This is a genomic window from Inquilinus sp. OTU3971 (genome assembly GCF_038440215.1).
On sequence record NZ_JASATH010000009.1, the window covers coordinates 38,449 to 64,233 of the forward strand.

30 protein-coding genes, 1 tRNA gene and 1 riboswitch are annotated in these 25,785 nt (G+C 66.0%); of the genes, 20 read left to right on the forward strand and 11 right to left on the reverse strand.

Annotated elements, in window-relative coordinates; translation table 11 throughout:
• The first annotated feature begins 78 nt into the window (after positions 1-78).
• The 9 genes from AAHM41_RS04070 to AAHM41_RS04110 all read left to right on the forward strand — a co-directional run bounded on the left by AAHM41_RS04070 (position 79) and on the right by AAHM41_RS04110 (position 6,493).
• Positions 79-345 (forward strand): hypothetical protein, encoded by a 267-nt coding sequence (locus AAHM41_RS04070; RefSeq protein WP_342235232.1) that lies wholly within the window; start codon positions 79-81, stop codon positions 343-345.
• Entirely contained in the window at positions 342-2,027 is a 1,686-nt protein-coding gene (locus AAHM41_RS04075; RefSeq protein WP_342235233.1) for a terminase large subunit domain-containing protein, read from the forward strand. The genes AAHM41_RS04070 and AAHM41_RS04075 overlap by 4 nt, the downstream gene beginning before the upstream one ends.
• Before the next feature lie 67 nt (positions 2,028-2,094).
• Positions 2,095-3,468 carry a hypothetical protein gene (locus tag AAHM41_RS04080; RefSeq protein WP_342235234.1) on the forward strand — a complete coding sequence of 458 codons (1,374 nt, stop codon included), beginning with the start codon at positions 2,095-2,097 and terminating at the stop codon, positions 3,466-3,468.
• Complete coding sequence (locus AAHM41_RS04085; protein WP_342235235.1) at positions 3,468-3,860, forward strand: hypothetical protein; 393 nt, start codon at positions 3,468-3,470, stop codon at positions 3,858-3,860. The genes AAHM41_RS04080 and AAHM41_RS04085 overlap by 1 nt, the downstream gene beginning before the upstream one ends.
• 10 nt (positions 3,861-3,870) lie before the next feature.
• Positions 3,871-4,776: a major capsid protein gene (locus AAHM41_RS04090; RefSeq protein ID WP_342235236.1), complete on the forward strand. Its 906-nt coding sequence runs from the start codon at positions 3,871-3,873 to the stop codon at positions 4,774-4,776.
• Between the two features lie 50 nt (positions 4,777-4,826).
• Positions 4,827-5,216: a hypothetical protein gene (locus AAHM41_RS04095; protein ID WP_342235237.1), complete on the forward strand. Its 390-nt coding sequence runs from the start codon at positions 4,827-4,829 to the stop codon at positions 5,214-5,216.
• Between the two features lie 183 nt (positions 5,217-5,399).
• The gene (locus AAHM41_RS04100; RefSeq protein WP_342235238.1) at positions 5,400-5,876 is read left to right on the forward strand and encodes a DnaT-like ssDNA-binding protein; all 477 of its coding nucleotides are present in this window, start codon (positions 5,400-5,402) and stop codon (positions 5,874-5,876) included.
• Positions 5,873-6,235 carry a hypothetical protein gene (locus tag AAHM41_RS04105; protein WP_342235239.1) on the forward strand — a complete coding sequence of 121 codons (363 nt, stop codon included), beginning with the start codon at positions 5,873-5,875 and terminating at the stop codon, positions 6,233-6,235. The genes AAHM41_RS04100 and AAHM41_RS04105 overlap by 4 nt, the downstream gene beginning before the upstream one ends.
• Positions 6,236-6,238: 3 nt before the next feature.
• The gene (locus AAHM41_RS04110) at positions 6,239-6,493 is read left to right on the forward strand and encodes a hypothetical protein (RefSeq protein ID WP_342235240.1); all 255 of its coding nucleotides are present in this window, start codon (positions 6,239-6,241) and stop codon (positions 6,491-6,493) included.
• 43 nt (positions 6,494-6,536) lie between these two features.
• Here the strand turns inward: AAHM41_RS04110 and AAHM41_RS04115 are convergent, their stop codons facing one another.
• Positions 6,537-6,821, reverse strand: a complete 285-nt coding sequence (locus tag AAHM41_RS04115) for a hypothetical protein (protein ID WP_342235241.1) — start codon at positions 6,819-6,821, stop codon at positions 6,537-6,539.
• A gap of 579 nt (positions 6,822-7,400) precedes the next feature.
• Between AAHM41_RS04115 and AAHM41_RS04120 the strand changes: the two genes are divergently transcribed.
• Entirely contained in the window at positions 7,401-7,721 is a 321-nt protein-coding gene (locus tag AAHM41_RS04120; RefSeq protein ID WP_342235242.1) for a hypothetical protein, read from the forward strand.
• Positions 7,722-8,112: 391 nt separating this feature from the next.
• On the forward strand, positions 8,113-8,415 hold the full coding sequence (locus AAHM41_RS04125) for a hypothetical protein (protein WP_342235243.1): 303 nt from the start codon (positions 8,113-8,115) through the stop codon (positions 8,413-8,415).
• A 36-nt stretch (positions 8,416-8,451) separates the two neighbouring features.
• Here AAHM41_RS04125 and AAHM41_RS04130 read toward each other — a convergent pair whose 3' ends face one another.
• A complete protein-coding gene (locus tag AAHM41_RS04130) occupies positions 8,452-9,240 on the reverse strand; it encodes a hypothetical protein (protein WP_342235244.1) in 789 nt (262 codons plus the stop codon).
• A gap of 51 nt (positions 9,241-9,291) precedes the next feature.
• Here AAHM41_RS04130 and AAHM41_RS04135 point away from each other — a divergent pair, with 51 nt between their 5' ends.
• On the forward strand, positions 9,292-9,819 hold the full coding sequence (locus tag AAHM41_RS04135) for a hypothetical protein (protein WP_342235245.1): 528 nt from the start codon (positions 9,292-9,294) through the stop codon (positions 9,817-9,819).
• 552 nt (positions 9,820-10,371) lie between these two features.
• On the opposite strand, the gene AAHM41_RS04140 is transcribed toward AAHM41_RS04135, so the two are convergent.
• From AAHM41_RS04140 to AAHM41_RS04165, 6 genes are all read right to left on the reverse strand, one after another.
• A tRNA-Glu gene (locus tag AAHM41_RS04140) sits at positions 10,372-10,447 on the reverse strand.
• A 38-nt stretch (positions 10,448-10,485) separates the two neighbouring features.
• Positions 10,486-12,276, reverse strand: a complete 1,791-nt coding sequence (gene recJ / locus AAHM41_RS04145; protein WP_342235246.1) for a single-stranded-DNA-specific exonuclease RecJ — start codon at positions 12,274-12,276, stop codon at positions 10,486-10,488.
• 66 nt (positions 12,277-12,342) lie between these two features.
• A complete protein-coding gene (gene glpX / locus AAHM41_RS04150) occupies positions 12,343-13,314 on the reverse strand; it encodes a class II fructose-bisphosphatase (RefSeq protein ID WP_342235274.1) in 972 nt (323 codons plus the stop codon).
• A 144-nt stretch (positions 13,315-13,458) separates the two neighbouring features.
• Entirely contained in the window at positions 13,459-14,751 is a 1,293-nt protein-coding gene (locus AAHM41_RS04155) for a homoserine dehydrogenase (RefSeq protein WP_342235247.1), read from the reverse strand.
• Positions 14,748-15,971: an LL-diaminopimelate aminotransferase gene (locus AAHM41_RS04160; protein ID WP_342235248.1), complete on the reverse strand. Its 1,224-nt coding sequence runs from the start codon at positions 15,969-15,971 to the stop codon at positions 14,748-14,750. The genes AAHM41_RS04155 and AAHM41_RS04160 overlap by 4 nt, the downstream gene beginning before the upstream one ends.
• A 43-nt stretch (positions 15,972-16,014) precedes the next feature.
• Entirely contained in the window at positions 16,015-17,043 is a 1,029-nt protein-coding gene (locus AAHM41_RS04165; protein WP_342235249.1) for an OmpA family protein, read from the reverse strand.
• Positions 17,044-17,462: 419 nt separating this feature from the next.
• Here AAHM41_RS04165 and phaC point away from each other — a divergent pair, with 419 nt between their 5' ends.
• Positions 17,463-19,193 carry a class I poly(R)-hydroxyalkanoic acid synthase gene (gene phaC, locus AAHM41_RS04170; RefSeq protein ID WP_342235275.1) on the forward strand — a complete coding sequence of 577 codons (1,731 nt, stop codon included), beginning with the start codon at positions 17,463-17,465 and terminating at the stop codon, positions 19,191-19,193.
• A gap of 46 nt (positions 19,194-19,239) precedes the next feature.
• Here phaC and AAHM41_RS04175 read toward each other — a convergent pair whose 3' ends face one another.
• Complete coding sequence (locus AAHM41_RS04175; protein WP_342235250.1) at positions 19,240-19,512, reverse strand: hypothetical protein; 273 nt, start codon at positions 19,510-19,512, stop codon at positions 19,240-19,242.
• Between the two features lie 43 nt (positions 19,513-19,555).
• Positions 19,556-19,665: riboswitch (SAM-I-IV-variant riboswitch) on the reverse strand.
• A gap of 192 nt (positions 19,666-19,857) precedes the next feature.
• Here AAHM41_RS04175 and AAHM41_RS04180 point away from each other — a divergent pair.
• Positions 19,858-20,319 (forward strand): YbhB/YbcL family Raf kinase inhibitor-like protein, encoded by a 462-nt coding sequence (locus tag AAHM41_RS04180; protein WP_342235251.1) that lies wholly within the window; start codon positions 19,858-19,860, stop codon positions 20,317-20,319.
• A gap of 180 nt (positions 20,320-20,499) precedes the next feature.
• On the opposite strand, the gene AAHM41_RS04185 is transcribed toward AAHM41_RS04180, so the two are convergent.
• A complete protein-coding gene (locus AAHM41_RS04185; RefSeq protein WP_342235252.1) occupies positions 20,500-20,805 on the reverse strand; it encodes a hypothetical protein in 306 nt (101 codons plus the stop codon).
• A gap of 306 nt (positions 20,806-21,111) precedes the next feature.
• Here AAHM41_RS04185 and coaA point away from each other — a divergent pair, with 306 nt between their 5' ends.
• The 5 genes from coaA to AAHM41_RS04210 all read left to right on the forward strand — a co-directional run bounded on the left by coaA (position 21,112) and on the right by AAHM41_RS04210 (position 23,795).
• Positions 21,112-22,083: a type I pantothenate kinase gene (gene coaA, locus AAHM41_RS04190; protein WP_342235253.1), complete on the forward strand. Its 972-nt coding sequence runs from the start codon at positions 21,112-21,114 to the stop codon at positions 22,081-22,083.
• A gap of 2 nt (positions 22,084-22,085) precedes the next feature.
• Positions 22,086-22,835 (forward strand): phosphotransferase family protein, encoded by a 750-nt coding sequence (locus AAHM41_RS04195; RefSeq protein ID WP_342235254.1) that lies wholly within the window; start codon positions 22,086-22,088, stop codon positions 22,833-22,835.
• A gap of 213 nt (positions 22,836-23,048) precedes the next feature.
• Entirely contained in the window at positions 23,049-23,258 is a 210-nt protein-coding gene (locus tag AAHM41_RS04200; RefSeq protein ID WP_034847508.1) for a cold-shock protein, read from the forward strand.
• 101 nt (positions 23,259-23,359) lie between these two features.
• The gene (locus tag AAHM41_RS04205; protein ID WP_342235255.1) at positions 23,360-23,539 is read left to right on the forward strand and encodes a hypothetical protein; all 180 of its coding nucleotides are present in this window, start codon (positions 23,360-23,362) and stop codon (positions 23,537-23,539) included.
• 25 nt (positions 23,540-23,564) lie between these two features.
• Positions 23,565-23,795 carry a hypothetical protein gene (locus AAHM41_RS04210; RefSeq protein WP_342235256.1) on the forward strand — a complete coding sequence of 77 codons (231 nt, stop codon included), beginning with the start codon at positions 23,565-23,567 and terminating at the stop codon, positions 23,793-23,795.
• A gap of 51 nt (positions 23,796-23,846) precedes the next feature.
• Here the strand turns inward: AAHM41_RS04210 and AAHM41_RS04215 are convergent, their stop codons facing one another.
• A complete protein-coding gene (locus tag AAHM41_RS04215) occupies positions 23,847-24,617 on the reverse strand; it encodes a transporter substrate-binding domain-containing protein (protein ID WP_342235257.1) in 771 nt (256 codons plus the stop codon).
• Positions 24,618-24,716: 99 nt separating this feature from the next.
• Here AAHM41_RS04215 and AAHM41_RS04220 point away from each other — a divergent pair, with 99 nt between their 5' ends.
• Entirely contained in the window at positions 24,717-25,445 is a 729-nt protein-coding gene (locus tag AAHM41_RS04220) for a DUF6065 family protein (protein WP_342235258.1), read from the forward strand.
• Positions 25,446-25,785: the final 340 nt, after the last annotated feature.

Genomic DNA, 25,785 nt, shown 5'->3' on the forward strand with positions numbered 1-25,785 from the left:
CCTCTTATATCCATACGCAACAAAGTTGCGTGACCCCCTCTCAGAAATCCGACACGTAGTTTTTCAAGGCCCTGCCTCATGTTCAAAACTATTTTAGCCGGCCTGGACCAGTTCCAGGCCGGGCAGCCACATCTTGGCCTATCCCAGATCGAGTCAGCCCTCTCCGGCCCCTCTGATGCCCTGCCAGCCGATCAGCGCGCCATCCTGCGCGAGATGCGGCGCCGTGTTGCAGACTTGCGCGCCGCGATCGAGGCCGAAGACGTCCCGGCCATTCTGAGGCTGCTGCCTCTCATGCGTGCCAGGTCGAATGAGGCCATCCGTCGTGGTCGGGCGGTGAAGTCGTGAAGCCGGCACCTCGGAAGCCGGATGCCGCTGCCCAGATCAAACGATGGACTGAACCCGGTGCCGCTGGTTTCTGGAATTGGATCGAGGACACCCAGCCCTGCATCCCGACCGGGACGAAGGGCGGCGGGTTCATCCCGTACACGGTCCCGAATGATGAGGTCCGCGATGAGATCACGCGGGGCCTCGATAGCGGACGGTCCTGCCTCGTCTGGTGCTGGCCTCGTCGGCACGGCAAGACGACGGTATCGGCGCTGATCATCGCCTGGCGATTCATGAGTCGCCGGCATCAGTCGGTCGGATTGGTCGCGAACTCGGAAAAGCAGAGTGTCGACGTCTGTTTCCGGATGGTCCGACAGATTCTTGAGAACACGCCTCACTCGGCGGCCCTGATCAAGTCGGGTGCGATCGTAGTGAACGCCGACCGGATCGAATTTGCGGCCCTCAAAAACTGGATCCAGGGCTATTCCAACAGCACGGCCAGCCTGTACGGCAAATCCCTGTCGGTCGCGCAGTGCTCGGAACTGCATGCCGCGAAGACGGACGGCACCTATCAGGTACTCGCCTCGTCCACGATCGACAACGACGACGGCCTCATTTTGGTGGACAGCACCACCGGCCCCATGTCGAGCCCGCTATACCAGTTGTACAAGCTCGCCGAGTCCGGCGAGGACGACGAAATCTATTTCTCGCACCTCTTCTACCGCGACCTTGAGGACGCCATCGCGCGCGGTCCGTCGTGGATCAAGGCGGGGAAACTGCGTTCCCGTGCCCGGCAGATGTTGCCCCACGAATTCGCGCAACAGCATCTCAACACCTGGACAGCCTCAAGCGCGAACCTCTTCCCGGCCAACGTGATCGAGCGGTGTTACGCCGAAGCGTTCCCTCTCGACGTGAAGGCCATCACGGGCGGTGCGGCCTATGTCGTGGGTGCAGGTCTAGACCGTGCCTATGGCTTCAGCCTGCACGGCGACTCTACCGTGACCACCTGCGTGCTGAAGACCACCGGTCCGGATGGCGAGGCGCATTTTTACGTCCTGGCCAGCGATGATATTCGGTTCTCGTCGGAGGGCGGCATCAAGGCTGCCCTCACCCGATATCATCGGGACTTCGGGCCGGTGCGTCGGGCGGCACTGGAATCGTACAATGCGGCCGACATCGCGGCATGGGCAGCGGATCAGCCCTTCGCCTCGGAACTGATCCACCCGACCGCGGAACGGCAATCGTCCGCGTTCACCGCACTCTTCCAGGCGGCAAACGAAAGTCGACTCCACATCCATCCTTCAATGGCTAAGCTCAAGAAAGAGCTCGGCACCTTCGAATACAAACTCGACACAGGTACCAACGGCACGACGGTCGCGAAGTTTGGTCACGCTAAAGGCTGCCATGACGATACGGTCTATTCCTTGTGTTGGGCCGTGTACGCACTCCGGGATGACGAGCTAAACCCGTTCGAAATCGAGGGTGTCCACTGTCACAATGCACCGAATGGCGCGATTGCCCGTCTCTGCGTCCTGAACGCTGGAGATATTGTGCCTATGTGCGCCGGCGAGTGCCGTTCAATGATACATGCTCGAGACCTGTACGAGCGTTACAAGGAACGTGCCGGAATCGCACCCATGATCTTTGTCGACTTTTTCAAGGCGAAGGTTGTTAACACTGGATCGCACTCGGTTCCGAGGTAATTCTGAAGATCACTGTTGACTAAATCTGGCAACAATGCTATATTGATGTGTTTTATTGGAGTGAAATATGTTTTGGAATAGCCAGAGTCCGATTATCAAGCTAGTTCAAGCTAGCACAGAACGCAAGGCCAAAGCGGATCTTGCTCTGGATTTCTATCACGACAGGCAATCAGAAAACCTGCATTCCCTGATCGCGGCGCGCTGGTCTCGGCCTGAGGATTTTCGGTTGTTCCAGATCAATCTTACGAAGAAGATCACCAACAAGCGCGCCGCTGTCTACCTTCGCGCCCCCATGCGTACGTTTGCGGGATGGGATCAGGCCAAGGGTGAGGCGCTGTATCGAGCGATCGGCGCGAACTCTATCCTGAAGAAAGCCAATCGCTATACCAAACTGTTGCGCACCACTGCCCTGCAGGTGCGGTGGGCGAAGGATCGGCCGGCGCTGTCCGTAGTCACACCGAACATCCTGGATGCTCTCTACACCGATCCCGCGCGGCCGGATGCGCTGATCGTCACCCATCGCGGCTATAACGCCACGGGCACCCGCGTGAAGACTGAGGCCACCGAATACAGCGTTTGGTCGGCCACGGGATATGAACGTCTCGACTATCGGGGGCAGCCCATCCCGGTCGACGGCAATCCCGATGGCGTGAATCCGTATGGCGTTCTGCCGTTCGTGTCGCTGCACGACTCGCCACCGGACGATGACTATTTCGTCCGCGGCGGGGATGACGTGATCGAGGCTCAACAGGCTTTGAACTGCGGCCTAGTCAACTTGTGGCGGGCGATCGAGTTGCAGGCGCATGGGCAGGCTTGGGCCGCGGGCATCAGTGCTGGCGACGCGCTGCAGACTGGTCCAGATCGTGCGATCACGTTGCCGGTCGACGGGAAGTTCGGGTTTGCTGCGCCCGGAACGCCGATTGCTGAAATCCTGTCGGCGCTGGAATTCCTCGCGAAGCAAACGGCCGTTGCAAACGGTCTGTCGGCGAACGTGTTTTCGATCGATCAGCAGACCGCGGAGTCTGGCGTCGCGAAGGCTATCGAGGGCGCCGACCTGTTGGAAGCCAGGGCCGACGATATCGAGCTCTGGCGCGGCTATGAGGCCGAACTGTTCGAAGTCCTCAAGCACGTGTTGAACACCCATCAGCCTGGCACGATCCCGGCCGACGCCTCGGTTCGTGTCGACTTCGCCGAGCCCGATGAGGTGACGGACGAGGCCACCGCAGCGCAGGCCGCTCAGATCCGCATTACCAGCGGCGTCTGGTCTCCGGTGGACTGGGCACTGAGGGATAACCCGGATCTGGGCACCCGTGAGCAAGCCCTTGAAGAGTTGATGCGCAGGAGGGCCGAAACCGCGGCCCTGCGTCCAGAGATCGGCGCCCCGACCGCCGTACCCACCACCGCGACGGATCCGACTCCGTCTCAGATTGAGACACGTTGATGACTGTGGAAAACCCGGTGCCGGCGTCCGATATCGCCGTTCCTCCCGCTGCTGCCGGCGACACGGCTGCGAACGCTGGGCACATGATTCCCAAGGCTCGCCTTGATGAAGTCCTAGCTCAGAAAAAGACCTTGGAAGGGGACATGGCTGCGATTGCCGATGCCGTCCTCGCCGACGTCCCCGCTCATCTTCACGGCCTAATTCCCGCTGATTTGGGACCGGCCGCGCGGATTAAGTGGTTCACCGCGGCGAAGGCGACCGGCGTGTTCGGCGGCACCTCCACCGTGGTCCCCAAAACCGACACGGCGCCTGCGCGCACGACGCCGGCCCCTGCCGATCTCTCATCTTTGCCAGCCTTTGCGCGCATGTCGCGAGGCTATGGCACTAAGTAGGAATTGAGTAATGCTTACTATTCTCGAAGCTTCCAAGCTGATTACCAACCCTCTCGCGCAGGGTGTTGTTGAGGTTATCGCCTCTAACAACCCCGTTCTTGAGCGTCTGCCATTCATCGATATTGCCGGCACCGCGTACCGCTACAATCGGGAAGACACTCTGCCCGGCATCGCGTTCCGTGGTTTCAATGAGGGCTACACCGAGTCGACTGGCGTCATTAACCCCCAGGTCGAAAGCCTGACCATCGCCGGGGGCGACAGTGACTTTGACGTGGCTCTTGTCGCGATGGGCGCGGGCTCGAACGATATCCGCGCGACTCACGACGCAATGAAGGCGAAGAGCCTTAGCCTGACTTGGCTTAAGACTTTCTTCGATGGCGACTCCAGCCTGAATCCGCGGGAGTTCGATGGCCTGAATGCCCGTCTGACCGGTGGCCAGGTGATCCCGCTCGCCAGCGGTGGCGCGACCCTGACTCTTGACGCCCTGGACGAGCTCATTGATGCGGTGGTCGGCACCCCCGACGTTCTGCTGATGAGCAAGTGGGCTCGCCGCAAGGTAAACAAGCTGATCCGCGCGGCTGGTCAGGCGTCCGAAATCGTCTCGGACGCCTTCGGACGTCAGGTCATGGCGTATGCCGGCATCCCGATCGGCGTGGTTGAGGACGACGCGACCGGCACCGCGATCCTCGGTTTCGATGAGGACGACGGCGCCGGCAACCTCGATACCACCAGCATCTATGCCGCGCGCTTCGATGCTGAAACTCTTCTCGGTATCGAGACTGCCCCGATCGACGTGCGCGACCTCGGGGAGATCGAGGCCAAGCCGGCGCTTAGGACGCGTATCGAATGGTACAGCGGCCTGGCTCTGAAGCACCCGCGCGCCGCTGCCCGCCTCACTCGCATTAACAACGCCTAAGGCTCAAGGCGGGGGACCCCGGTCCCCCGTCGTCATGAAAGGAATTCGATATGTCTTACAATTTTGATGCGGCTCTTGAGCTTCAGTCCGCGACCACTGTTACCGCCTCCACCAAGGTCGCCGGCACTGGCGTTGCCCTCAACGTCCTGACGGTCGGCCCGACGTTCCGCGCCGTCTTCAACGTCGGGTCCGGGTCGGCCTTCGCTTCGGCACAGGTCGCCACTCTCGGCGTCGATGCCGCGGCGTCCACGTCGTTCGCCTCTCCGGTGACGATCAGCCTGCCCGGCGTCTCGGCGGCCGGTGTGTACGAACTGCCGCTCAGCTCGAAGCTGTTCGACCAGTTCGCCGCTGGCGACCTTCGCTACATCCGAAGCTGGGTTGATAACGCGCCTGGCACTGGCACCAGTTCGGTAACCTACTCGGCATTCCTGGCCCCCTAAGGTCAGGACGGCCCGGCTGCAGGGCGCCCCCAGAGGGCATAGGCAGCGGCGGATTGTTCGGTGAGTGCCGCCCCAAGCAAAACCCCGAAAGCCGGCGGCACCTTGTTTCGAGGGAGCGCGGCCGGGAATACAGAGGCCGACGTCCCCCGGCGTCGGCCTCACCATTTTTGAGAGGTGAGGGCGATGACGGTTACGGTGGGTACCAATAGCTATATCAGCGCGGCGGACGCGACGGCCTATTTTGCCGATCGTCTCTATGCAGCCGAATGGACTGCGGCGAGCTCTGGCGACAAGGACAAGGCTCTGATCATGGCTGCCCGCCAGATCGACCGCCTTGCCTTCCTAGGCCAGATCGCGACGGCCGGCCAGGCCATGGCATGGCCTCGCACCGGGGTCACTGATCGTGAAGGCCGGACCATCTCGTCCACGACGGTCCCACAAGCCGTTAAGGACGCTCAGTGCGAGGTTGCCCTAGCCACTCTGCGCGACGATCCCACCGCCGACGACGGCAACCGCAATGTGCGGCGCCTGAAGGCCGGATCGGTCGAACTCGAATACAGCGGTGCTGCTCCGACGCGGGTGCTGCCTGATATCGCCGCGTCGATCCTGGCGCCGTTCCTCGAGGCCAACAGCGCGCATTCGGTGAGGCTGGTGCCATGACCAGCCCACTGCGCGGACCCATCGCCCGCACCATCGCCGGCGCGCTCAAAGGCATCCTGTATGACCTGACACTCAGGCACCTGACTGGCAGCGTATACGACCCGATGAGCGGTGAGACCGTGAACACGTATGCGAACTACGTCTGTCGTGGATTCGTGGACACGTACTCGGCGGCCGAAAAGTCCGCGAGCGGGAACACCATCGCCGTCACCGATCGGAAGATCGTCATCTTGACGAAGACGCTTGCGGCGGTTCCCGAACTCAACGACGTCATCATCGTGGATGGCATCGACCGGAACATCGTCGCCATCGAGTCCGATCCTGCCGGGGCCACCTGGATCCTGCAGACTGCTCTGTGATCGATGATCGCGGCGGAGAGGGCATACGAGGACACCACCGGCTACAACGGCGAGCGGCGACTCTGGCGTGCGGTGCTGGCGGCACTTTGTCAGGATGCGCTTGGCGCCGGCTGGCCGTTCGAAGCGGACGAACAATTGTACCATACAGCATTGGCTCGGGTGTGGGTGCGGTCCGAATCGTTCGATGATGTGTGCGACCTGGCCGATATGGACCCCGAAGCGGTGCGGGATGGCATGAGGCGGAAGATGGACGCCTAACATCACCCTTCGCGGCCCCTTCATTGATGCATCCCAGGCACACTCAGCCAAAGACCAGCTTTCGCGTTTCATCGGAGGATTCGAAGGCATTGCTGGTCTTGAGAAACACCCACATTTCGTGAAAGTACGTTTCGCCAATAATATAGGTAAAGTGTGATACTCTAGCCACCTCCCCGACCGTCATCCCTTCTCCAGATCCGTCGTACCTAAATATATCTCCCACCGCAAGGGCAGGAAAAGGTTGATCGGATTCAATCTTGTAGAGAGCGTCATCTATTGATCCGGGCCGCAACACTTCAAGACGATACACGATCTTGCTCTTATTCATCTCATCCACCCTACTTCTTTATCAAGCAGTCAATAGAACCGGTTTTTGCCTAGCCGCGTGGATACCATCCCTTCGCATTTCGCTCAGGCAGAGATAATCCCTTCTCAGCCATATGACTTTCGAATATCGGCTCAACACGTGGACCGAATCCATCCCAGTTTGAGTCATAGCATGTCTTGCACAGAAAAAGCTTATAGTGGGGCAGATACTTTCCTTCGTATCGATGATTTCCAAATGGGACCCTGCTTTTGCAGAAAATGCAGGTCTCATACAACTGATCACCGGCACTCATAGCGATATGCCTCGACGTTTGTCGGCCGCTGACGCAGATCATAGCGCATAATTCGCTATCTTGAGAGCCATAGCATGAATGCGACGCCGCGGTGCTCTCGAGGATGGATCTGGGATCGTGCCTAGCGTCCGTGCGTATCGCGGCGCTAATCCTCATACTAATGATTTCCGGATTCCGCCGAACTTTTCCGGAATCCGGAAAGAGATTTTCCACCATAGGAAAATTACTCGAGTTATGGTCTCTCCACCAGCCGCGATGTGCGGCTATTGAAGAAGGAGACCAATGCTATGGATTTTCACGCTGCCCTTGAGAAATACCGAGTCGCCGAAGCCGCTGAGCGACGGGCTATCGAAGACGAGAGACCGATAGATGCTTATGACCTCGACCGCGCTACGCTCGACAATGCCCATGCCGAACTTTTGAGGGCGCCTATCACTTCGGTTCAAGATGCGTCGACGCTGTTCGATCTGCTGTGGACGCACCACACCCCCGGCGATACCGATGACGCGCTCAACACGGTCGGCTCAACCCAACTGATCGACCGCGTGGGCGTGGTCCTGCGCGAGCTCGCGGCGAAGGGTGCTGAGGCTGGCGATGCCCATCTTTGAACTCAGCCCCAAGGACTGGAACGCGGACATCTGGAAGGGCGAGGCCACCACAAGGGTCGTGGTCAGAGCTAAGGACGAGAAGGAAGCGAGATGCCTCGCCAGTGGATGGGAATTCCCCATCACTGGTGGTGTCGTGCCAGGCGCGCCGAGTCCACGATCCGATGATCGATGGATCGACGCGAGACTGACCGGTTGCAGGGAGATCAGTCCTGATGGATCGTCACAGGTGATTCTGACGGGCAGGCGCCCAATGCGAGAGTTCTGATACGATGAGATCGGCTTAGCGGCCGGCATGGCGGCGACGACTATTTTTCCATCGCCCACAGCAGATGCGGCCACCTAAGCTGATTTGGAGGTTGCTGTCATTTTAACTCGAGGATAGGAGGAATATATGGCTGTATATATGGTAAACTTCAGAATTGAATCTGACAAAACGTATGGAGAGAGATACAAAACCTTTACCGATCAATTGAAGGCAAGCAGCGCATGGTGGGACGAAAATACATCTTTTGTTGTAGTCCAAACAACAGAAGAGATTGATGATTTCTGCTATAGAATTTACTATAAAAGCGATTTTGATTCTTCAAAAGACAAGTTTGTTGTTCTGGACGCTTATGCTCAGGACGGTCGAGCCTTAGGGCAATACGACGATCGGGATTTGTTTAAGCTTCTTCCCTTCGTGAAGGAAATGTGATTATTTTAATTGGGCGCCGCATTGTCGGCGCCCTTCTCATGCTTCCGGCCGGGGAACCGGTCGAAGAGAGTCCCACGTTCCGTCATGGTTCAAACTTGCCAAGTGCGAACCGTTAAACTCTGCCCAATCTCCAATCAGCCGCCTGAGGAACTCTACGTCGTTGGGCTTCTCACTCGATCTTGATATGAGCACTTGAGGATATCCAGTCCCTCCATCGGGCAGGCGGATGCAATGACATTCGATGTTCACCCAGAAATGCGACAGATCCGGATAGCCGCTTTCGGACGAATTGATCGCATACTTGATCGCATGGGCAATCTGCGCGGCATCGATCCCTGGAACACTATCGTTGATGACGATTACGAGACCAGTGGATTTGTCCAATCGGAGTCGACCCTTCGTGGCGCGAATTTGCTCGTTGGCTATCTTGAGGTCCTTGCGCACGGCCCGTCCCGACACAGCATTGAAGACCTCGTTGAGCTTGTCGCGATCCGGCATGTTCTCGATAACTGAGGAAACCGGGACCTTTCCATAAATTCTGACTCTGGGAGCATCGGGTTGCGAGAGCCGATCTCTGAGCCTCCGTTCAATGCGCTCTAGCGTATTGCCGTTCACCGTCTTCATTTCGGTCACAATGCGCCTAGAGTTCTGAAGATAGTCGGCCTTCAACCCCGAACCATTCAGTTGCGCAAAGGCGGCGCCATCTAGCGACTCAGTCGTCGGCTCGCGATCCAGGAACCGCTTCATTCGGTCCTCAAGCCGATCGGCTGCGGCGAGCACCGGGTAGAGGGCGAAAAGCCTCAGGAAGAGTTCGGTCTCGGGCACTAATCTAGCTCCATGCGACTCCGATCCTACTCCCCTTAAAAGAGATGATCCATGAACCCGTGGCTGCCTGGCAAAACGATCATTCGTGACGTCGCCGAGCTCGCCGGCCTCGTGTCCGTCCTGCCCAATCCTCTGGTGGCGATCGACGGCGTAGACGGGGCAGGGAAGACCACCCTCGCGACGAAGCTATCCGCCACACTTGGATGGCCAGCAGTCGACCTTGATGACCATATCGGACCGAAGGGGCGATCGTACGTCGATCAGATCATATTCGACGATCTGGCAGAGGCGATCCGTCCCCGGCCGGTGATCTTCTCAGGCATCCATATGCTGGAGGTGCTGGACCGGGTAGGGGCGCGTCCTGATTTCCTCGTGTACGTCGTGCGGCTATCTCAGGCGGGCATCCCTGCGGACCTTGATCTAATCGAACGCGATCTTCGGCCGGAACTCACAGAGGGGCAGGACACCCCGCCCAAACTCGGCGGAGTGACGCCGGGAAAGCTAATGCGAAGCCTCTGGACCTACCTGCCACGGTGGAGGCCGGTAACGGCGGCCGATGTCGTGTTTGCCTGGCCCTAAGGACCCATGCAGCGGCGATGCGCGTCTATCCGAACAACGCGCCATAGATCGCCGCCAGCACCACGATCCAGAAAAAGGCGCTGAGGAGTCGGGAAATGAGTTGCATCAACATGCAGGGATGATGATCCCCTTCACGGCGTACCGCCATGGGGATGTTTATCGAACCCAATCGGCAATCGCTGAGGCCACCGCAGCCCCGGCCCCGACAACGGCCGACGCCGTCACAAGAACCGCGCCAATGCGCTGCCACGTGCTCAACGAGAATCGCGCCTCGGTCCTAACGCGCCGGTCGCGCCAATAGAGATCGCCCGTCGCCTCGTCGATCTCAAAGCCATCGAACTCGTCTATGCCTATCGTGCGTCGTGCCATGAACCGCCCGCGTCGCCGGTTTTCAAGGCACGGTGACCCAAGGCGATGAGCTTGAGCAAGCCCATTCCCTGCAGTCTGCGAATCGATGATTCGGGATGTCCGCGCACTGAGTGGCTACGGGTGCCTATGGCACCGTCCGACTCCGTCCCGAAAACCCATAGTTGGTATCAGGTTGGCATTTAGTGGCGACCCCTACGGGATTCGAACCCGTGTTACCGCCGTGAAAGGGCGGTGTCCTAGGCCTCTAGACGAAGGGGTCGGCGCGGCGCAGAGACCTAACCGCAGCGGTCGCGGAAATCAAGCGCTTTCCGCCCCCCAGAGCGGCGCCACATCCTCGATGAACAGCTGCACCCGGATATTGCCGTTCCAGCGGTCCAGCCGCAGCGTGCCGGCGACATGCAGCAGCGCGTCGCGGCGCAGCAGCGCCTGGCCGACCGGCTGGTCGGCGCAGCGAAAGGCGATGGCGCGCAGCCGGCCGCCATCGGGCCCGACCAGGGTGCAGGCGACATGGCCGCCGCTGCCGACCACCGACGCCGCCACCACCCGCACCCGCGGCAGGGCGAAGCGCGGCTCCGGATTACCCGCCCCGTAGGGACCGAGGCGGGACAGCGTCTCCGCCAGCTCGACCGTCGCGGCCTCCACCACCAGCGTGCCGTCCAGCTCGACCAGCGGCACCATCGGCTCCCCGGGCTGCGCCGCGACCTGGCCGTCGATATGCTCGGTCAGATAGGTGCGCAGCTCGGCCACCCGCTCCTGCCGCACGGTGAAGCCCGCCGCCATGCGGTGGCCGCCGCCGGACAGCAGCAGCCCGGCCTGGCGCGCCGCGATCACGGCGGCGCCGAGATCGACCCCCGGCACCGAGCGGCCGGAGGCCTTGCCGATGCCGCCCTCGAACCCGACGACGCAGGACGGCCGGCCATAGCGCTCGCGCAGCCGGCCGGCGACGATGCCGACCACGCCGGGATGCCAGCCTTCGCCCGCCACCAGGATCACGGGCCCCGATTCCGTGGCCTCGACCTGGGCGATGGCCGCGGCCATGACCTCGGCCTCGACCGTCTTGCGGTCGACATTGTGCTCGTCCAGCAGCGCCGCGATCCGCGCCGCCTCGGCCTTGTCCTCGGTGGCCAGCAGCCGGGCGCCGAGATCGGCCCGGCCGATGCGGCCGCCGGCATTGATCCGCGGCCCCAGGATATAGCCGGCGTGATAGGCGTCGACCGTCTCGGTCACCCGCGCCACATCGGCCAGGGCGGCCAGGCCGGTGTTGCGCCGCTGCGCCATCACCTTCAGCCCCTGCCCGACCAGCGCCCGGTTCAGCCCGGTCAGCGGCACCACGTCGCAGATGGTGCCGAGCGCCACCAGGTCGAGCAGCGCCATCAGGTCCGGCTCCGGCCGGTTGGCGAACACCCCGGCCTGGCGCAGGGTCCGGTTCAGCGCCACCAGCGCCAGGAAGGTGACGCCGCAGGCGGCGAGCTGGCCGAGGCCCGGGTCCTGGTCCAGCCGGTTCGGGTTGACCACCGCCGACACCTTGGGCAGGCGCGGCTCGGCCGTGTGGTGGTCGATCACGACGATGTCGAGGCCCGAGGCCGCGGCGCCTTCCAGGGCGTCGAAGGCGGTGGTGCCGCAATCGACCGTGACCACCAGCCCGGCGCCGCCGGCCCGCAGCTTCTCCAGCGCCTGGGCGTTCGGGCCGTAGCCCTCGGCGATGCGGTCGGGGATGTGGATCTGCGGCTCCACCCCGAGCCCGCGCAGGTAGCGGACCATGAGCGCGGTCGAGGTGGCGCCGTCGACGTCGTAGTCGCCGAACACGGCGATGCCCTCGCCGCCGGTCACCGCGCGGGCGATGCGCTCCGCCGCGCGGTCCATGTCACGCAGCACTGACGGGTCGGGCAGCAGCGCCCGCAGCGTCGGGTTGAGGAAGGCGGGCGCGTCGTCCAGGCCAACGCCGCGCGCCGCCAGCACCCGGGCGACGATCTCCGGCAAAGCGTGGCGCTGGGACAGGGCCAGCGCCAGCCGGTCGTCGGCGGCGCGGCCGATCCAGCGCGCGCCCTTGGCGGAGCGTTCGACGCCGAACAGCGCCGGCGTGCTCACCGCCCCCGCCTTGTGGTCATCGCCAGCCCCTCCCCGGCCGCCCCCGTCGGCCGCCATCCGCCGGCCTTAGTGGCCGACGAACTCGAACCCGGCCTTGCGGCGGAAATCGTGCCGCGCCTCGATGGTGCGCACCGTGCCGCTCTTCGACCGCATCACGATCGAATGGGTGATCGCGCCGCCGGGGATCAGGCGGACGCCGCGCAGCATCGGGCCGGTGGTGACGCCGGTGGCCGCGAACATGACGTCGCCGCCAGCCAGGTCCATCAGCCCGTAGACGCGAGTGAAGTCCTCGATGCCCTGGCGCTTGGCGCGCTCGCGCTCGTCATCGTTGCGGAACAGCAGGCGGCCCTGCATCTGGCCGCCGATGCAGCGCAGCGCCGAGGCCGCCAGCACGCCCTCGGGCGCGCCGCCGGTGCCGAGATACATGTCGACGCCGGTCTCGGCCTGGGCCGTGGCGATGACGCCGGAGACGTCGCCGTCGGAGATCAGCATGATCCGGGCGCCGGCTTCGCGGATCCGGGCGATCAACTCCTGGTGCCGCGGCCGGTCGAGCACGCAGACCACGAGGTCGGAGACCGCGATCCGCTTGGCCAGGGCCAGCGCCTTCAGGTTCTGGGCCGGGGTCGAGTCGATGTCGATCAGGTCCCTCGGCAGGTCTCCGCCGACCGCGATCTTGTCCATGTAGACGTCGGGCGCCTTCAGGAAGCCGCCCTTGTTGGCCATGGCGATGACCGCCAGCGCGTTCGGGCCGCCCTTGGCGGTGATGGTGGTGCCCTCCAGCGGGTCGAGCGCGATGTCGATCTCCGGCCCGTCGCCGGCGCCGACCTTCTCGCCGATATAGAGCATCGGCGCCTCGTCGCGCTCGCCCTCGCCGATCACCACCTCGCCCTCGATCGCCAGGCTGTTCAGCGCCTGGCGCATCGCGTCGACCGCAGCCTGGTCCGCCTGGCGCTCGTCGCCGCGACCCATCAGCCGCGACGCGGAGAGGGCTGCCGCTTCCGTCACCCGCACTGCCTCGAGCGCGAGGTTGCGGTCCATCACCTGGGACTTGGTTTCCGGCCGTTTCATCGTCTCTCCGATCCTCTCGGTCTCGTCTCCGCCGCATCCGGCCCTCACGGGCGGCGGCGGACACATCGTACGACGGGTGTACCGGCTTTCAACCGCAGCCGGTACCGGGAATGATCACAGGTCTTCGATGCGAATGACATGTGGCGGCTCCAGCACCGCGTCCAGCGCGCCCAGCGCCGCCAGCAGCCGGGTCATCGCCGCCTCGTCCGTCTCATGGGTGATGATCACCAGCGGCACGGCGTCGCCGGGCGACCGGCCGCGCTGCAGCAGGCTCTCGACCGAGATCTGCTGGTCGCGCATCGCCGCGGCCACGTCGGCGATCACGCCCGGACGGTCGACCACCATCAGCCGAAGGTAGTAGGCGCCCCGGCGATGGTCCATCGGCAGCACAAGGGCGCGCTCGAGCCGGGCGGCCGGGATGCCGAGCACCGGCACCTTCAGGCCGCGGGCCAGGTCGACCAGGTCAGCGACCACGGCCGAGGCGGTCGGGCCGGCACCGGCGCCGCGGCCGGTCATCATCACCTGGCCGACGAAGTCGCCCTGCGCCACCACGGCGTTGAACACGCCCTCGACATGGGCGATCGGCGAAGCCTCGGCCACCATGCAGGGATGGACCCGCAGCGACAGCCCCTCATCCGTGCGCCGGGCGATGCCGAGCAGCTTGATGCGGTAGCCCAGCTCCTGCGCATAGGCGATGTCGAGCGCCGAGATCTGGCGGATGCCCTCGATGTGCAGGTCGTCGAACTCGACCCGGGCGTTGAAGGCCAGCGCCGCCAGCACCGCCAGCTTGTGCGCGGCGTCGACGCCGTCGACGTCGAAGCTGGGATCGGCCTCGGCATAGCCGAGCTTCTGTGCCTCGGCCAGCACCTCGGCGAACTCGCGGCCCGTGGTCCGCATCTCGGTCAGGATGTAGTTGCAGGTGCCGTTGAGGATGCCGAACACGCCGTCGATGCGGTTGCCGGCCAGCCCCTCGCGCAGCCCCTTGATCGCCGGGATGCCGCCGGCGACCGCCGCCTCGAAGGCCAGGGCCACGCCGGCCTCCTCGGCCCGGGCGGCGAGATCCGCGCCGTGCACGGCCAGCAGCGCCTTGTTGGCGGTGACCACCGGCTTGCCATGGCCGATCGCGGTCTCGCAGACGGCCTTGGCGATGCCGTTGGCGCCGCCGATCAGCTCGACCACGACGTCGATCTCGGGATCGGCGGCCAGAGCCACCGCGTCGTCGTACCAGCGCACCCCGTCCAGCGGCACGCCGCGGTCGCGGTGCCGGTCGCGGGCCGAGACGGCGGCGACGACGATACGCCGGCCGCTGCGCTGGGCCAGCAGCTCGGCATGGGCCTGCAGCAGGCGAAGCACGCCGCCGCCGACCGTGCCGAGGCCGGCAATGCCGATGCGAAGCACAGGGATCACGATACCGCTTTCAGGCTGACCGGCTGCGGGTCGTTGCGGCGCCGGCTCAGGAACGTCTTGATGGCCTTGCAGGCCTGGCGGATGCGCTGGTGGTTCTCGACCAGGGCGATACGGACATGGCCGTCGCCGTATTCGCCGAAGCCGACACCCGGCGCCACCGCCACCCCGGCCTCCTCCAAGAGCAGCTTGGAGAAGGCGAGCGATCCCATGCTGGCAAAGGCCTCCGGGATCGGCGCCCAGACGAACATGCTGGCCTCCGGCTTCTCCACCGGCCAGCCGGCGGCGCGCAGCCCCTCGATCAGCGTGTCGCGGCGCAGGCGATAGCGCGCCCGCATCTCGTCGACGAAATCCTGCGGCCCGTTGATCGCCGCCGTCGCCGCCACCTGCAGCGGCGTGAAGGCGCCGTAGTCGACATAGGACTTCACCCGCGCCAGCGCCGCGATCAGCCGCTTGTTGCCGGCGGCGAAGCCGATGCGCCAGCCGGCCATCGAATAGGTCTTGCTCAGCGAGGTGAATTCGACCGCGATGTCGCGCGCCTCGGGGATCGCCAGGATCGAGGGCGGCGGCGCCGTGTCGAAATAGATCTCGGCATAGGCCAGGTCGGACAGGATCCAGATGCCGTGCTGGCGGCAGAACTGGACGATCGGCCGGTAGAAGTCGAGGTCGACCACCTCGGCCGTCGGGTTCGACGGGTAGTTCAGCACCAGCGCGGTCGGCTTCGGCACGCTGTGCCGCACCGCCCGCTCCAGCACTTCGAGGAAGCTGCCGCCGGGCGGGGTCGGCGGCAGCGACCGCACCGACGCGCCGGCGATGATGAAGCCGAACATGTGGATCGGGTAGCTCGGATTCGGCACCAGGATGATGTCGCCCGGGCTGGTGATCGCCTGGGCCAGGTTGGCCAGGCCTTCCTTCGACCCGATGGTGACGACGATCTCGCTCTCGGGGTCGAGCTCGACCCCGAAGCGGCGCTGGTAATAGGCGGCCTGGGCCCGGCGCAGCCCGGGGATGCCACGCGAGGTCGAATAGCCGTGGCTGCGCGGATTCTGCGCCGCCTCGGTCAGCTTCTCGATCACATGCTTCGGCGGCGGCCCGTCGGGGTTGCCCATGCCGAGATCGATGATGTCCTCGCCCCGAGCTCGCGCCGCCGCCTTCATCGCGTTCACCTCGGCGAACACATAGGGCGGCAGGCGCTTGATTCGGTGGAAGTCCTGGTCGGTCATCGACATGTCCCCCCGACGCCCGTCGGGGCGTCCGGTGCTGAGCTTATTGGGCGAGGTAGATTTCGACGCGGGCGGCCTGGCCGTCGGTGATGTTCGGCCGGGTGTCGGCCGCGCCGCCGGTGACGATTCGGGCCGGGTCGACGCCGGCCGCGCGCAGCGCCGCTGCCACCGCCTCGGCCCGCGCCTTGGCCTGGGCCGCGCCGTCGCCGGCGCCGAAGCCGACGACCCGCAGCTTCGGGCTCTGCGCCGTCTTGGCGACATTCTCGATGGTGCTGCTGGCCGAGGCCGGCAGGGTGGTGCTGCCGCCGTCGAACTTGACGGTGCCGGCGACCCGGTTGTTGAAGCTGAAGGCCGGCTTGGCCTCCGGGGCGGGGGTCGCCGCGGCCTGGCCGGCCGGCTTGTTGCCGAAGCTGAGCGCGCCGGGCGCGCCCGAGGCGGCGCGGTCGGCCTCGAGCTGGCCGCGCACCGCGGCCTGCTGCTCCGGCGTCGGCAGGTCGGTCGGCTTCTCCGGCACGGTGGCGAGATTGGGGTAGGCCTGCTCCGAGGCCGGGCGCGGCATCGAGTCCATCGCCGGGGGGGCGGCGGTGTTGCGGCGCTGGCCGAAGCTCATCGGCGCCACCGTGCCGGTCGGCTGCTGCTGTTGCGCCTGCTGCGCCGCCGCCTGCTGCTGCGCGGCCTGCTGCTGGCGCTGGAAGGCAGCCTGGCGCTGCGCCTCGATCTGCGCCCGGCGCTGCTGCTGCATCCCCGCCTGCTGCTGCGCCTGCTGGGCCTGGGCCTGCTGCATCGCCGCGCGGTCGGCGTCGGTCTGGGCCATGGCCGGCAGCGAGTAAGTCTTGGTGTCGCCCGCCTGCGCCGTGCCCAGGGGGCCGCCGACGCTGGGCACCGGCGGCTGCTCGGCCACGCCGAGCGGCGAGACCTCGGCGGTCTCGGCCTTGGGCACGGAGGCCTGGACGTCGCCCGCATAGGGCGTGCCGTCGAAGATGCGGCCGCCGCAGCCTGCGAGGACGAGGCCCAGGGCGACGGTGGCGACGGCGCCACGGACCGGAAGGCCGGGGCGGGCGGAAGCGATCATGAGAGAGCCGGTGCGACGCATGGCACGTGCCTAGCACACTTCGTTGAAAGGGTGGACTGGAAAGAGGATGGCCGTGCAAAGTGGCAGATAAGCGGCATTCTACGCCCGAATCCGCGCCTCGGGCGACGCCGCCGCAGCCAGGGAGACCCTTCCGCATGACCGAGCGCGCCCGCACCGCCCCCAGCCGGACGAAGTCCGGCGAAGCGGAGCCAAAGACCCGGACGAAGTCCGGCGAAGCGGAGCCAAAGACCCGGACGAAGTCCGGCGGAGCAGCGCCCAAGGGCCGGACGACGTCCGGCGAAGCCGCGCTCGAGACCCGGACGAAGCCCGATGCGGCCGGGCCGGCGGTTCAGGCCAAGCCCGGCGCGCCCGCGCCCGAGACCGCGCCGGCGGCGGATCCGGCCGAGCTGGGCCGCCGCATGATCGAGATCGGCGAGCGCAGCGCCCGGCTGGTCACCGCCTTCCTGGAGAAGCAGGGCCGGGCCGAGACGCCGGAGCTCGACCCGCTCAACATCGGCTCGGCCTTCCTGGCCATGACCCAGCGGCTGATGGCCGACCCGACCCGGCTGCTGCAGGCCCAGATGTCGCTGTGGCAGGACTACGCCACGCTGTGGAGCCGCACCGCCCAGCGCATGCTGGGGCAGGAGGCGGAGCCGGTGGTGGCGGCGGAGAAGGGCGACAAGCGCTTCAAGGACCCGGCCTGGAGCGAGGTCGCGGTGTTCGACTTCATCAAGCAGTCCTACCTGCTGACCGCGCGCTGGCTGCAGGGCTCGGTGCGCGAGGTCGAGGGGCTGGACGCCAAGACCGCGAAGAAGGTCGACTTCTATACTAGGCAGTTCATCGACGCGATGTCGCCGTCGAACTTCGTCGCGACCAACCCCGAGGTGCTGCGCAGCACGCTGGATTCGCGCGGCGAGAACCTGGTCAAGGGCCTCGAGAACATGCTGGCCGACCTGGAGCGCGGCCAGGGCCAGCTCGCCATCACCATGACCGACCGCAGCGCCTTCGAGATCGGCCGCAACATCGCCGTCACTCCCGGCAAGGTGGTGTTCGAGACCGAGCTGATGCAGCTGATCCAGTACGACCCGGCGACCGAGACGGTGGCGCGGCGGCCGCTGCTGATCATCCCGCCCTGGATCAACAAGTTCTACATCCTCGACCTGAAGCCGCAGAACAGCCTGATCCGCTGGGCGGTCGAGCAGGGCCACACCGTCTTCGTCGTCTCCTGGGTCAACCCGGACGGGCAGCTGGCGGATAAGAGCTTCGGCGACTACATGCTGGAAGGGTCGCTGGCGGCGCTCGGCGCGATCGAGCAGGCGACCGGCGAGCGCGAGGTCAACGTCATCGGCTATTGCCTGGGCGGCACGCTGCTGGCCTGCACCCTGGCCTGGATGACGGCCAAGGGCGAGGCGGACCGGGTCAAGAGCGCGACCTACCTGACCACGCTGACCGACTTCACCGATCCGGGCGAGCTCGGCATCTTCGTCGACGAGGAGCAGCTGCGGACGATCGAGCACAAGATGTCCGGCAAGGGCTATCTCGAAGGCTCGGCCATGGCGACGACCTTCAACCTGCTGCGCGCCAACGACCTGATCTGGTCCTTCGTCGTCAACAACTACCTGCTGGGCAAGGACCCCTTCCCCTTCGATCTGCTCTATTGGAACAGCGACGCGACCCGGATGCCGGCCGCGATGCACAGCTTCTACCTGCGCAACATGTACCAGGAGAACCGGCTGGCGCAGCCGGGCGGCATCACCCTGGCCGGGGTGCCGATCGACCTGACCACGATCAAGACCCCGACCTTCATGCTGTCGACCCGCGACGACCACATCGCGCCCTGGGCCTCGACCTATGCCGGAACCCAGCTGTTCGGCGGGCCGGTGCGCTTCTGCCTCAGCGCCTCGGGCCACATCGCCGGGGTGGTCAACCCGCCGGCGGCGAAGAAGTACTGCCATTGGGTCAACACGCGGACGCCGAAGACCCCGGAGGCCTGGCTCCAGGCCGCCGAGCAGGTCGAGGGCTCGTGGTGGCCGGAATGGCAGAAATGGGTCGCCCGCCACGCCGGCGGCCAAGTCCCGGCCCGGCGCCCGGGCGACGGCGGGCTGACCCCGATCGAGGACGCCCCTGGCCGCTACGTGCGGGCGACGTGAACGCAGATCAAGGTTGGGTTCGCCCCGCGAACCCAACCTCCCCATCTCACGCTGCCAGATCCGCCGCCGCATAGGCCCGGCGCAGCTCGGCCAGGCGATCGCCCTCCAGCACCCGGTCGAGATGGATCTCCGGCCGCGACGCGGCGGCCAGGACGACGCGGTAGAGATGGGTCCACAGCCCGGCGCCGCGATGCACCACGGCGTACAGGATCTCGCGCCGCTGCGGGTCGCGCGGGCGGGGACAAGGGCGCTCGTCGAGCCGCTCGACGGTGTCGCCGGGATGGGCCAGCGGGATCGCTGCGGACTGGTAAGCAGACATGAAAACCCTCCATCGCGGTTGCGAGGAGGGCTGACGCGCGGCTTTCGACCCGTTTGGTTGCCGGTCCGGCCGCATCGCCCCTCTTGCGAGAGGCCACCACCTTGCCCGGGAGGCAGGTTGGCGTGGGCGTCAGCCCAACTCTGGATGCGAGGCTGGGTGTAGCGCGGAGCGCGCCGCAGCGCAAGCCCGATCGGGCCGGCGCGTCGGGCAACCGATATCGACATTCTGAGGGCGGGAAGCCGGAGCGCGCCTTGCCCTGACACGGTCACGTCGCCATTTCTCAAGAGAAGCCATCGCCCGGTTGCCGGCGAGGCAGGGCGCCGGGCTCGCGAAGGGAGACGCGCCATGGGAATGCACCTCACCAGTCCTGCGTTCGGGAACGGCGAACGAATGCCGGAACGCTTCAGCTGCGACGGCCTGGACCAATCGCCGCCGCTCGCATGGTCTGAGGCACCCAAGGGAACGCACAGTTTTGCGCTGTTCTGCGACGATCCCGATGCGCCGGGAGGCACCTTCCATCACTGGGCGGTTTACGACATTCCCGTCAGCACTCACGAGCTGCCGGAGGGCTTTCCGCGCACGCCCACGGCCGGACTGGCGCGGCAGGGCGTCAACGATTTCGGGAAGGTCGGCTATGGCGGGGCCTGTCCGCCAAGAGGCCACGGCCCCCACCACTACCATTTCAAGCTGATGGCCCTGGATGTCGGCCATCTCTCTGTTCGCGGCACCCGCTGCGGGGATATCGAGGCCGCGGCGCGCACCCACGCCCTGGCCGAAATCGACCTGGTGGGCATCTATTCGCGCTGACGCTCCCCTGGCGGATTCGTTCTTCGGCGGCGATCCCGGCCGACGGTCACGCCGACCGGGATGCCGGATCCAAGGCCGGCAGCCGTCACCGTCTCCAGCGGAAACCGGAGCCATGTTGACCACGTACGGCCGCAAGCGGCGCGCTGCGTGGGCCGTGTCCTTCGAGGCTGGCCGTCGGCCTCACGCCGCCTTCTCGTCTTCGAACATGACCGGCGGCCCGAGCTCCGCGAGGCGGAAGAGGCGGAAGGCCCGCTCGCCGTTGAAGTCGAGGACGCGGAGATCGTCCGATTCATGCAGGTCGCGCATTACCACCTGGAAATGGCCCCCATAGCGTTCCCGCGCCATCGGCACAGGCACCTCATAGGCGATGAATTTCTCGATGCCCTTGGCCCGAAGCTTCTCGGTCAGCGCCGGGTCGGTCAGCGAAGCATGCGAGGTCACGATCACCAAAGGACCGCTCCCGGTAAACAGCAGCGCCGCTTTCATGGCGGGTCCTCCTCAGAGCTGGCGCTGTACGAAGCGTTGCGACAGCTCAGCAACAATGATCCTTGGCGCGAAGTCCCGGTCGTCAAGCGTCTGAACTGTGAGCAGGCATGGGGACGGTCCCCTCAATATCGCACGAGGCCTGAAGCCTGCCGCGCCGATCGGCGCCGAGCCCCGAACCACCATCCTGGTGTTGTTCGGGTCACTGGCCAACCCGGAGCAAGGCTTCGATCTCGCCGTGCCCCGGACCGCTCTTGCCCCGATGCTCGGATCGTCGGACGCTGCCGGACTGTCCGCTGCGAGCCGTCGATGCCCAACCAATCCCCCTCCCCCGCCCGGCCGGTGCCCGACCTTTTCGCGGCCAAGCCCGCCGCCTATGACCGCTTCACCCGGGCCGAATGGGCGGCGCTGCGGGCCACCACGCCGATGGTCCTGTCCGAGGCCGAGCTGGTCGAGCTGCGCGGGCTGAACGAGCCGGTGTCGCCGGCCGATGTCGCCGACATCCTGCTGCCGCTGTCGCGCCTGCTGAACCTGCATGTCGCCGCCGCCCGCGCGCTCGATGGGGTGCAGGACGCGTTCCTCGGCCGGCCCGGCCCGCCACCGCCCTACATCATCGGCGTCGCCGGCAGCGTTGCCGTCGGCAAGAGCACCTTCGCCCGGCTTCTGCGCCTGCTGCTGTCGCGCTGGCCCGACCATCCGCGGGTCGAGCTGGTGACCACCGACGGCTTCCTGTGGCCGAAGTCGGTGCTGGAGGAGCGCGGGCTGATGCGCCGCAAGGGCTTCCCCGAGAGCTACGATTTGCGCCGGATGATCGGCTTTCTGGCCGCGGTGAAGTCCGGCCGCCCGGAGGTCGAGGCGCCGGTCTACTCGCACCTCGCCTACGACATCCTGCCCGGCGCGAAGCAGGTGATCCGCCGGCCGGACATCCTGGTCTTCGAGGGGCTGAACGTGCTGCAGGCGCCGGCCGGGGCGTCGGTCGTCACCTCCGACTTCTTCGACTTCTCGGTCTATGTCGATGCCGAGGAGGAGGACATCGCCCGCTGGTTCGTCGAGCGTCGCCTGCTGCTGCAGCGCACCGCCTTCCGGGACCCCTCCTCCTATTTCCATCACCAGCGCGACCTGCCGGAGGCCGAAGCCCGCCGCGTCGCCCGCGAGATCTGGGACCGGATCAACGGGGTCAACCTGCGCGAGAACATCCTGCCCACCCGGCAGCGCGCCCGGCTGGTGCTGCACAAATCCGCCGATCACTCGGTCGACGCCGTCGCCTTGCGCCGGATGTAGCCATGGACCTGCCCCTCGGACCGCTGATCGGATCGGGCAAGGAGGCCGAGGTCTTCGACGCCGGCGATCTGGTGGTCAAGCTGTACCGGACGACCGCGGCCGCGCCAAAGCGGGCGGCGTTCCGCGAGGCCTCGATCCTGGCGCTGATCGAATCGCTCGGCCTGCCCGTGCCGTCGGTCCATGCCGTCGGTCAGATCGACGGCCGCTGGGGCATCGCCATGACCCGGGCCGAAGGTCCGCCCCTCGCCGACGCCATCCGTGCCCCCGGCCGGATCGAGGCCTGTCTGGACCGGATGGCCCGGCTGCAGATCGCGATCCATGGCCATCCCGGGACGCATCTCGGCAGCCTGAAGGCGAGGCTGGCGGCGAATATCGCCAGGATGCCGGACGAGGCCCTGCGGCGCCGGCTGCTGCACGGCCTGGCCGCGCTGCCGGACGGCGACCGCCTCTGCCACGGCGACTTCCACCCGTGGAACATCCTGGGGCCGCCGGGCCGCGAGGTGGTGGTCGACTGGCTGGATGCCTGCACCGGCGACCCGGCGGCCGATGTCTGCCGTTCCTATGTGCTGATCCGGCCGGTGGCGCCCGACCTGGCCATGGCCTATGTTGAGACCTACGCTGCGGCTGCGGGCGAAAGCCGGGACCGGATCCTCGCCTGGCTGCCCTTCGCCGCCGCCGCCCGCCTGGCCGAGGGCGTGCCGGACCAGGCCGGGGCGCTGCTGGCGATGGCCGAGCCCGGAACCCTGCCGTGACCCGGCTCCGAGGGGCCGCGAAACGTTGCGTTCGGGCCGATTCTGCCGTCGAACTTGCCATTCCGTCCGCCGTCCCCCATGTTTAGGGGGTCATTCTGGTTCGGACGGCCGGCCTGCTATGCCCTCGCGGCCGCGGATCCCTCGCCTTTCCCCTTCCCGTTTGATGCGTTGCGCAGTCCCGCGCGGCGCCACCCCTCAACTGGAGGAAAAGCGATGCCGATCGGCACCGTGAAGTGGTTTAACAGCACCAAAGGCTTCGGTTTCATTCAGCCGGAGAGCGGCGGACCGGACGTGTTCGTTCATATCTCGGCCGTCGAGCGCGCCGGGCTGCGTGGCCTCAACGAAGGCCAGCAGATCTCCTACGAAGAGCAGCGCGACCCGAAGCGCGGCAAGACCTCGGCGGAGAATCTGAAGGCCGTCTGAGCCTTCGATTGCGGAGCGGAACAGGAGCGCCCGCCCGTCGGGCGCTCCTTTTCTTGTGACAGACCGGCGATGCGGACGCATCGCGCCAGAGGGAGGCCGTCATGCCGTTCAAGCCGAACTACAATCAGCAGCGCAGCGAGCGCAACCGCGCCAAGGAACAGAAGAAGCAGGAGAAACTGCAGAAGCGCGAGGAAGAGACTGCGCGCCGCAAGGCGACCCAGGAGGGCGACGCGCCCCAGGATGGCGATGCGCCGCCGAACGACGCGACCGAGCCGTCCTGACCCGAACCGTCACCGGAGTGCCGCCATGGCCCGGAGCAAGAAACAGTCCAATGACAGCACCTTCGTGCTGTTCAACATCGTCTACCAGGACGGCACGCTGAGCTCGAACCGCAAGGTACCGCGCGCCGAGGCCGACGGGCTGGACGGCGAGGCCCCCGTGCGCGCCTTCATCGAGGCGCAGGACCGCAAGATCGCCGAGATGTCCGGCAATCCCCGCGGCCCGATCAAGACCATGACCCGGCTGCGCGGCCAGTAATCCAGGCCGGCGCCCCGAGCCGGGCTCCGGAGAGCCCGGCTTTGCTTTGCCTCAGCCGAGCCACGCCGCGCTGAACTTCGCGTGGCCGCCGTCGTGCAGGCGCAGGTTCAGCCACTGGTCGACGAAGGCCTTGAACACCACGTCGCCGCGCGGCAGCAGATAGGCCTTCTCGGCGAAGGTGAAGGGCTGGTCGGGATGCACGGCGCAGAGGCCGGGGCGCAGCTTCTGCTGCAGCCGGGTCTCGCTGGCATCGGTGATCATGACATCGGCCCGGCCGGCCAGGATCTCGTCGAAGATCGTGGTGTTGTCCGGGAAGATGGTGATCTTCGCCGACTTGATCCGCTCGCGCACGAAGGCCTCGTTGGTGCCCCCCGGCGGCTCGATCACCGTGACGCCGGGCTGGTCGATCTGCTCCACCGTCTGGAACTTGTCGACGTTCTCGCATTTGGTGATCGGCGTCTTGCCATCGACATCGATCGGGATGCTGAAGAAGGCCTGCTTCTGGCGCTGCAAGGTCACGCTGATGCCACCCATGGCCATGTCGCAGGCGCCGCTGGTGAAATCGGCCATCAGCGTCTTCCAGCTGGTCTTGACGAACTCCGCCTTCACCCCGAGCACGGCCGCCAGGTCCTTCGCCATGTCGATGTCGATGCCCTCGTACTCGCCCTTGGCCGGGTCGAGATAGGTGAAGGGCTTGTAGTCGCCGGTGGTGCAGACCTTCAGCACCCCGGCCTTGGCCACGGCGTCGAGCGTGTCGGTGCGATCCGCCGCGGTTGCGGCGGCAGGCAGGACGAGCAGCAGAGCGGCAGCGAGCAGGCGCATGATTCCTCCCGGTTTCGAGTCGGTGAGGATCTTAGTCGGACAAATGGGACGCCACCAACAGGGTCGTCCGCGCGGCCGGTCGCCGCTACCATCGCCCGCATGAAGCTGATCGCCTACACCATCGGCGGGAGCCATCCGGAGATCCGGCCAGCCCCGGCCACACGCGACTGGATGTCGGCGACGCCGGAGGGCTTCGCCTATCGCTGCCTGCCGCTCAACATCGCCAACGCCCATGGCTGGGAGATCCTGTGCCCGGCCGCGATCCGGGCCTGGTGGGACGGCGGCACGGCGCCGGAGTCGGTGCGGGTCGAGGCGTCCGGAGACGGCCCGCATCCCGCGGTCGGGCATTTCGGCAGCGGCATCCTGACCTTCCATGTGCCGCTGCTGCTGCGCACCGAGCCGGGCTGCAACCTCTGGGTCTCGGGCCCGACCAACGCGCCGAAGGACGGCATCGCGCCGCTGACCGGCGTGGTCGAGACCGACTGGTCGCCCTACGGCTTCACCATGAACTGGCGCTTCACCCGGCCGAACCATCTGGTCGAGTTCGCGGCCGGCGAGCCCTTCTGCCTGTTCTTCCCGCTGGTGCGCGACGCGGTCGAGGCAGTGGAGCCGGAGATCCGCCCGTTATCCGACGACCCGGCGCTGGAGGCGCGCTACTGGGCCTTTCACCAGGGCCGCACCGATTTCCTGGCCGACCTGCCGGTGCCCGGCACCGACGCCAACGAGGCGAAGTGGCAGAAGGGCTACTACCGCGGCCTGGACACCGACGGCACCCCGGCGCCGCAGCACCAGACCAAGCTGCGCCTGAAGCCGTTCAGGGAGAAGTAGCCGGTGGCAGAAGAAAATGAGTCCCCCCTCCCCTCGCAGGGGGGTTAGGGGGAGGGGGTTTGAGCCGCCGGAGCCGGCCTGAGTTCTGGCGATCCGGCCCGGACGGCAAAGTCTGTCCCTCGTCCATTCGCGCGCGGACGCGCGCAGCCCCCCCCCCCCCCCCCCCCCCCCCCCCGGGGGGGGGGGGGGGGGTGGGGGGGGGGGCCTCTCGACACCAGCGCCAGCGTGGCTTGTTGGGAGGAAAAAGGAGCCGTGCGAGACCGAACCGGCGTCTGCTTGATTGGCGACAACCCCCTCCCCCTAGCCCCCTCCCGCAAGGGGAGGGGGGACTCATAGGGAG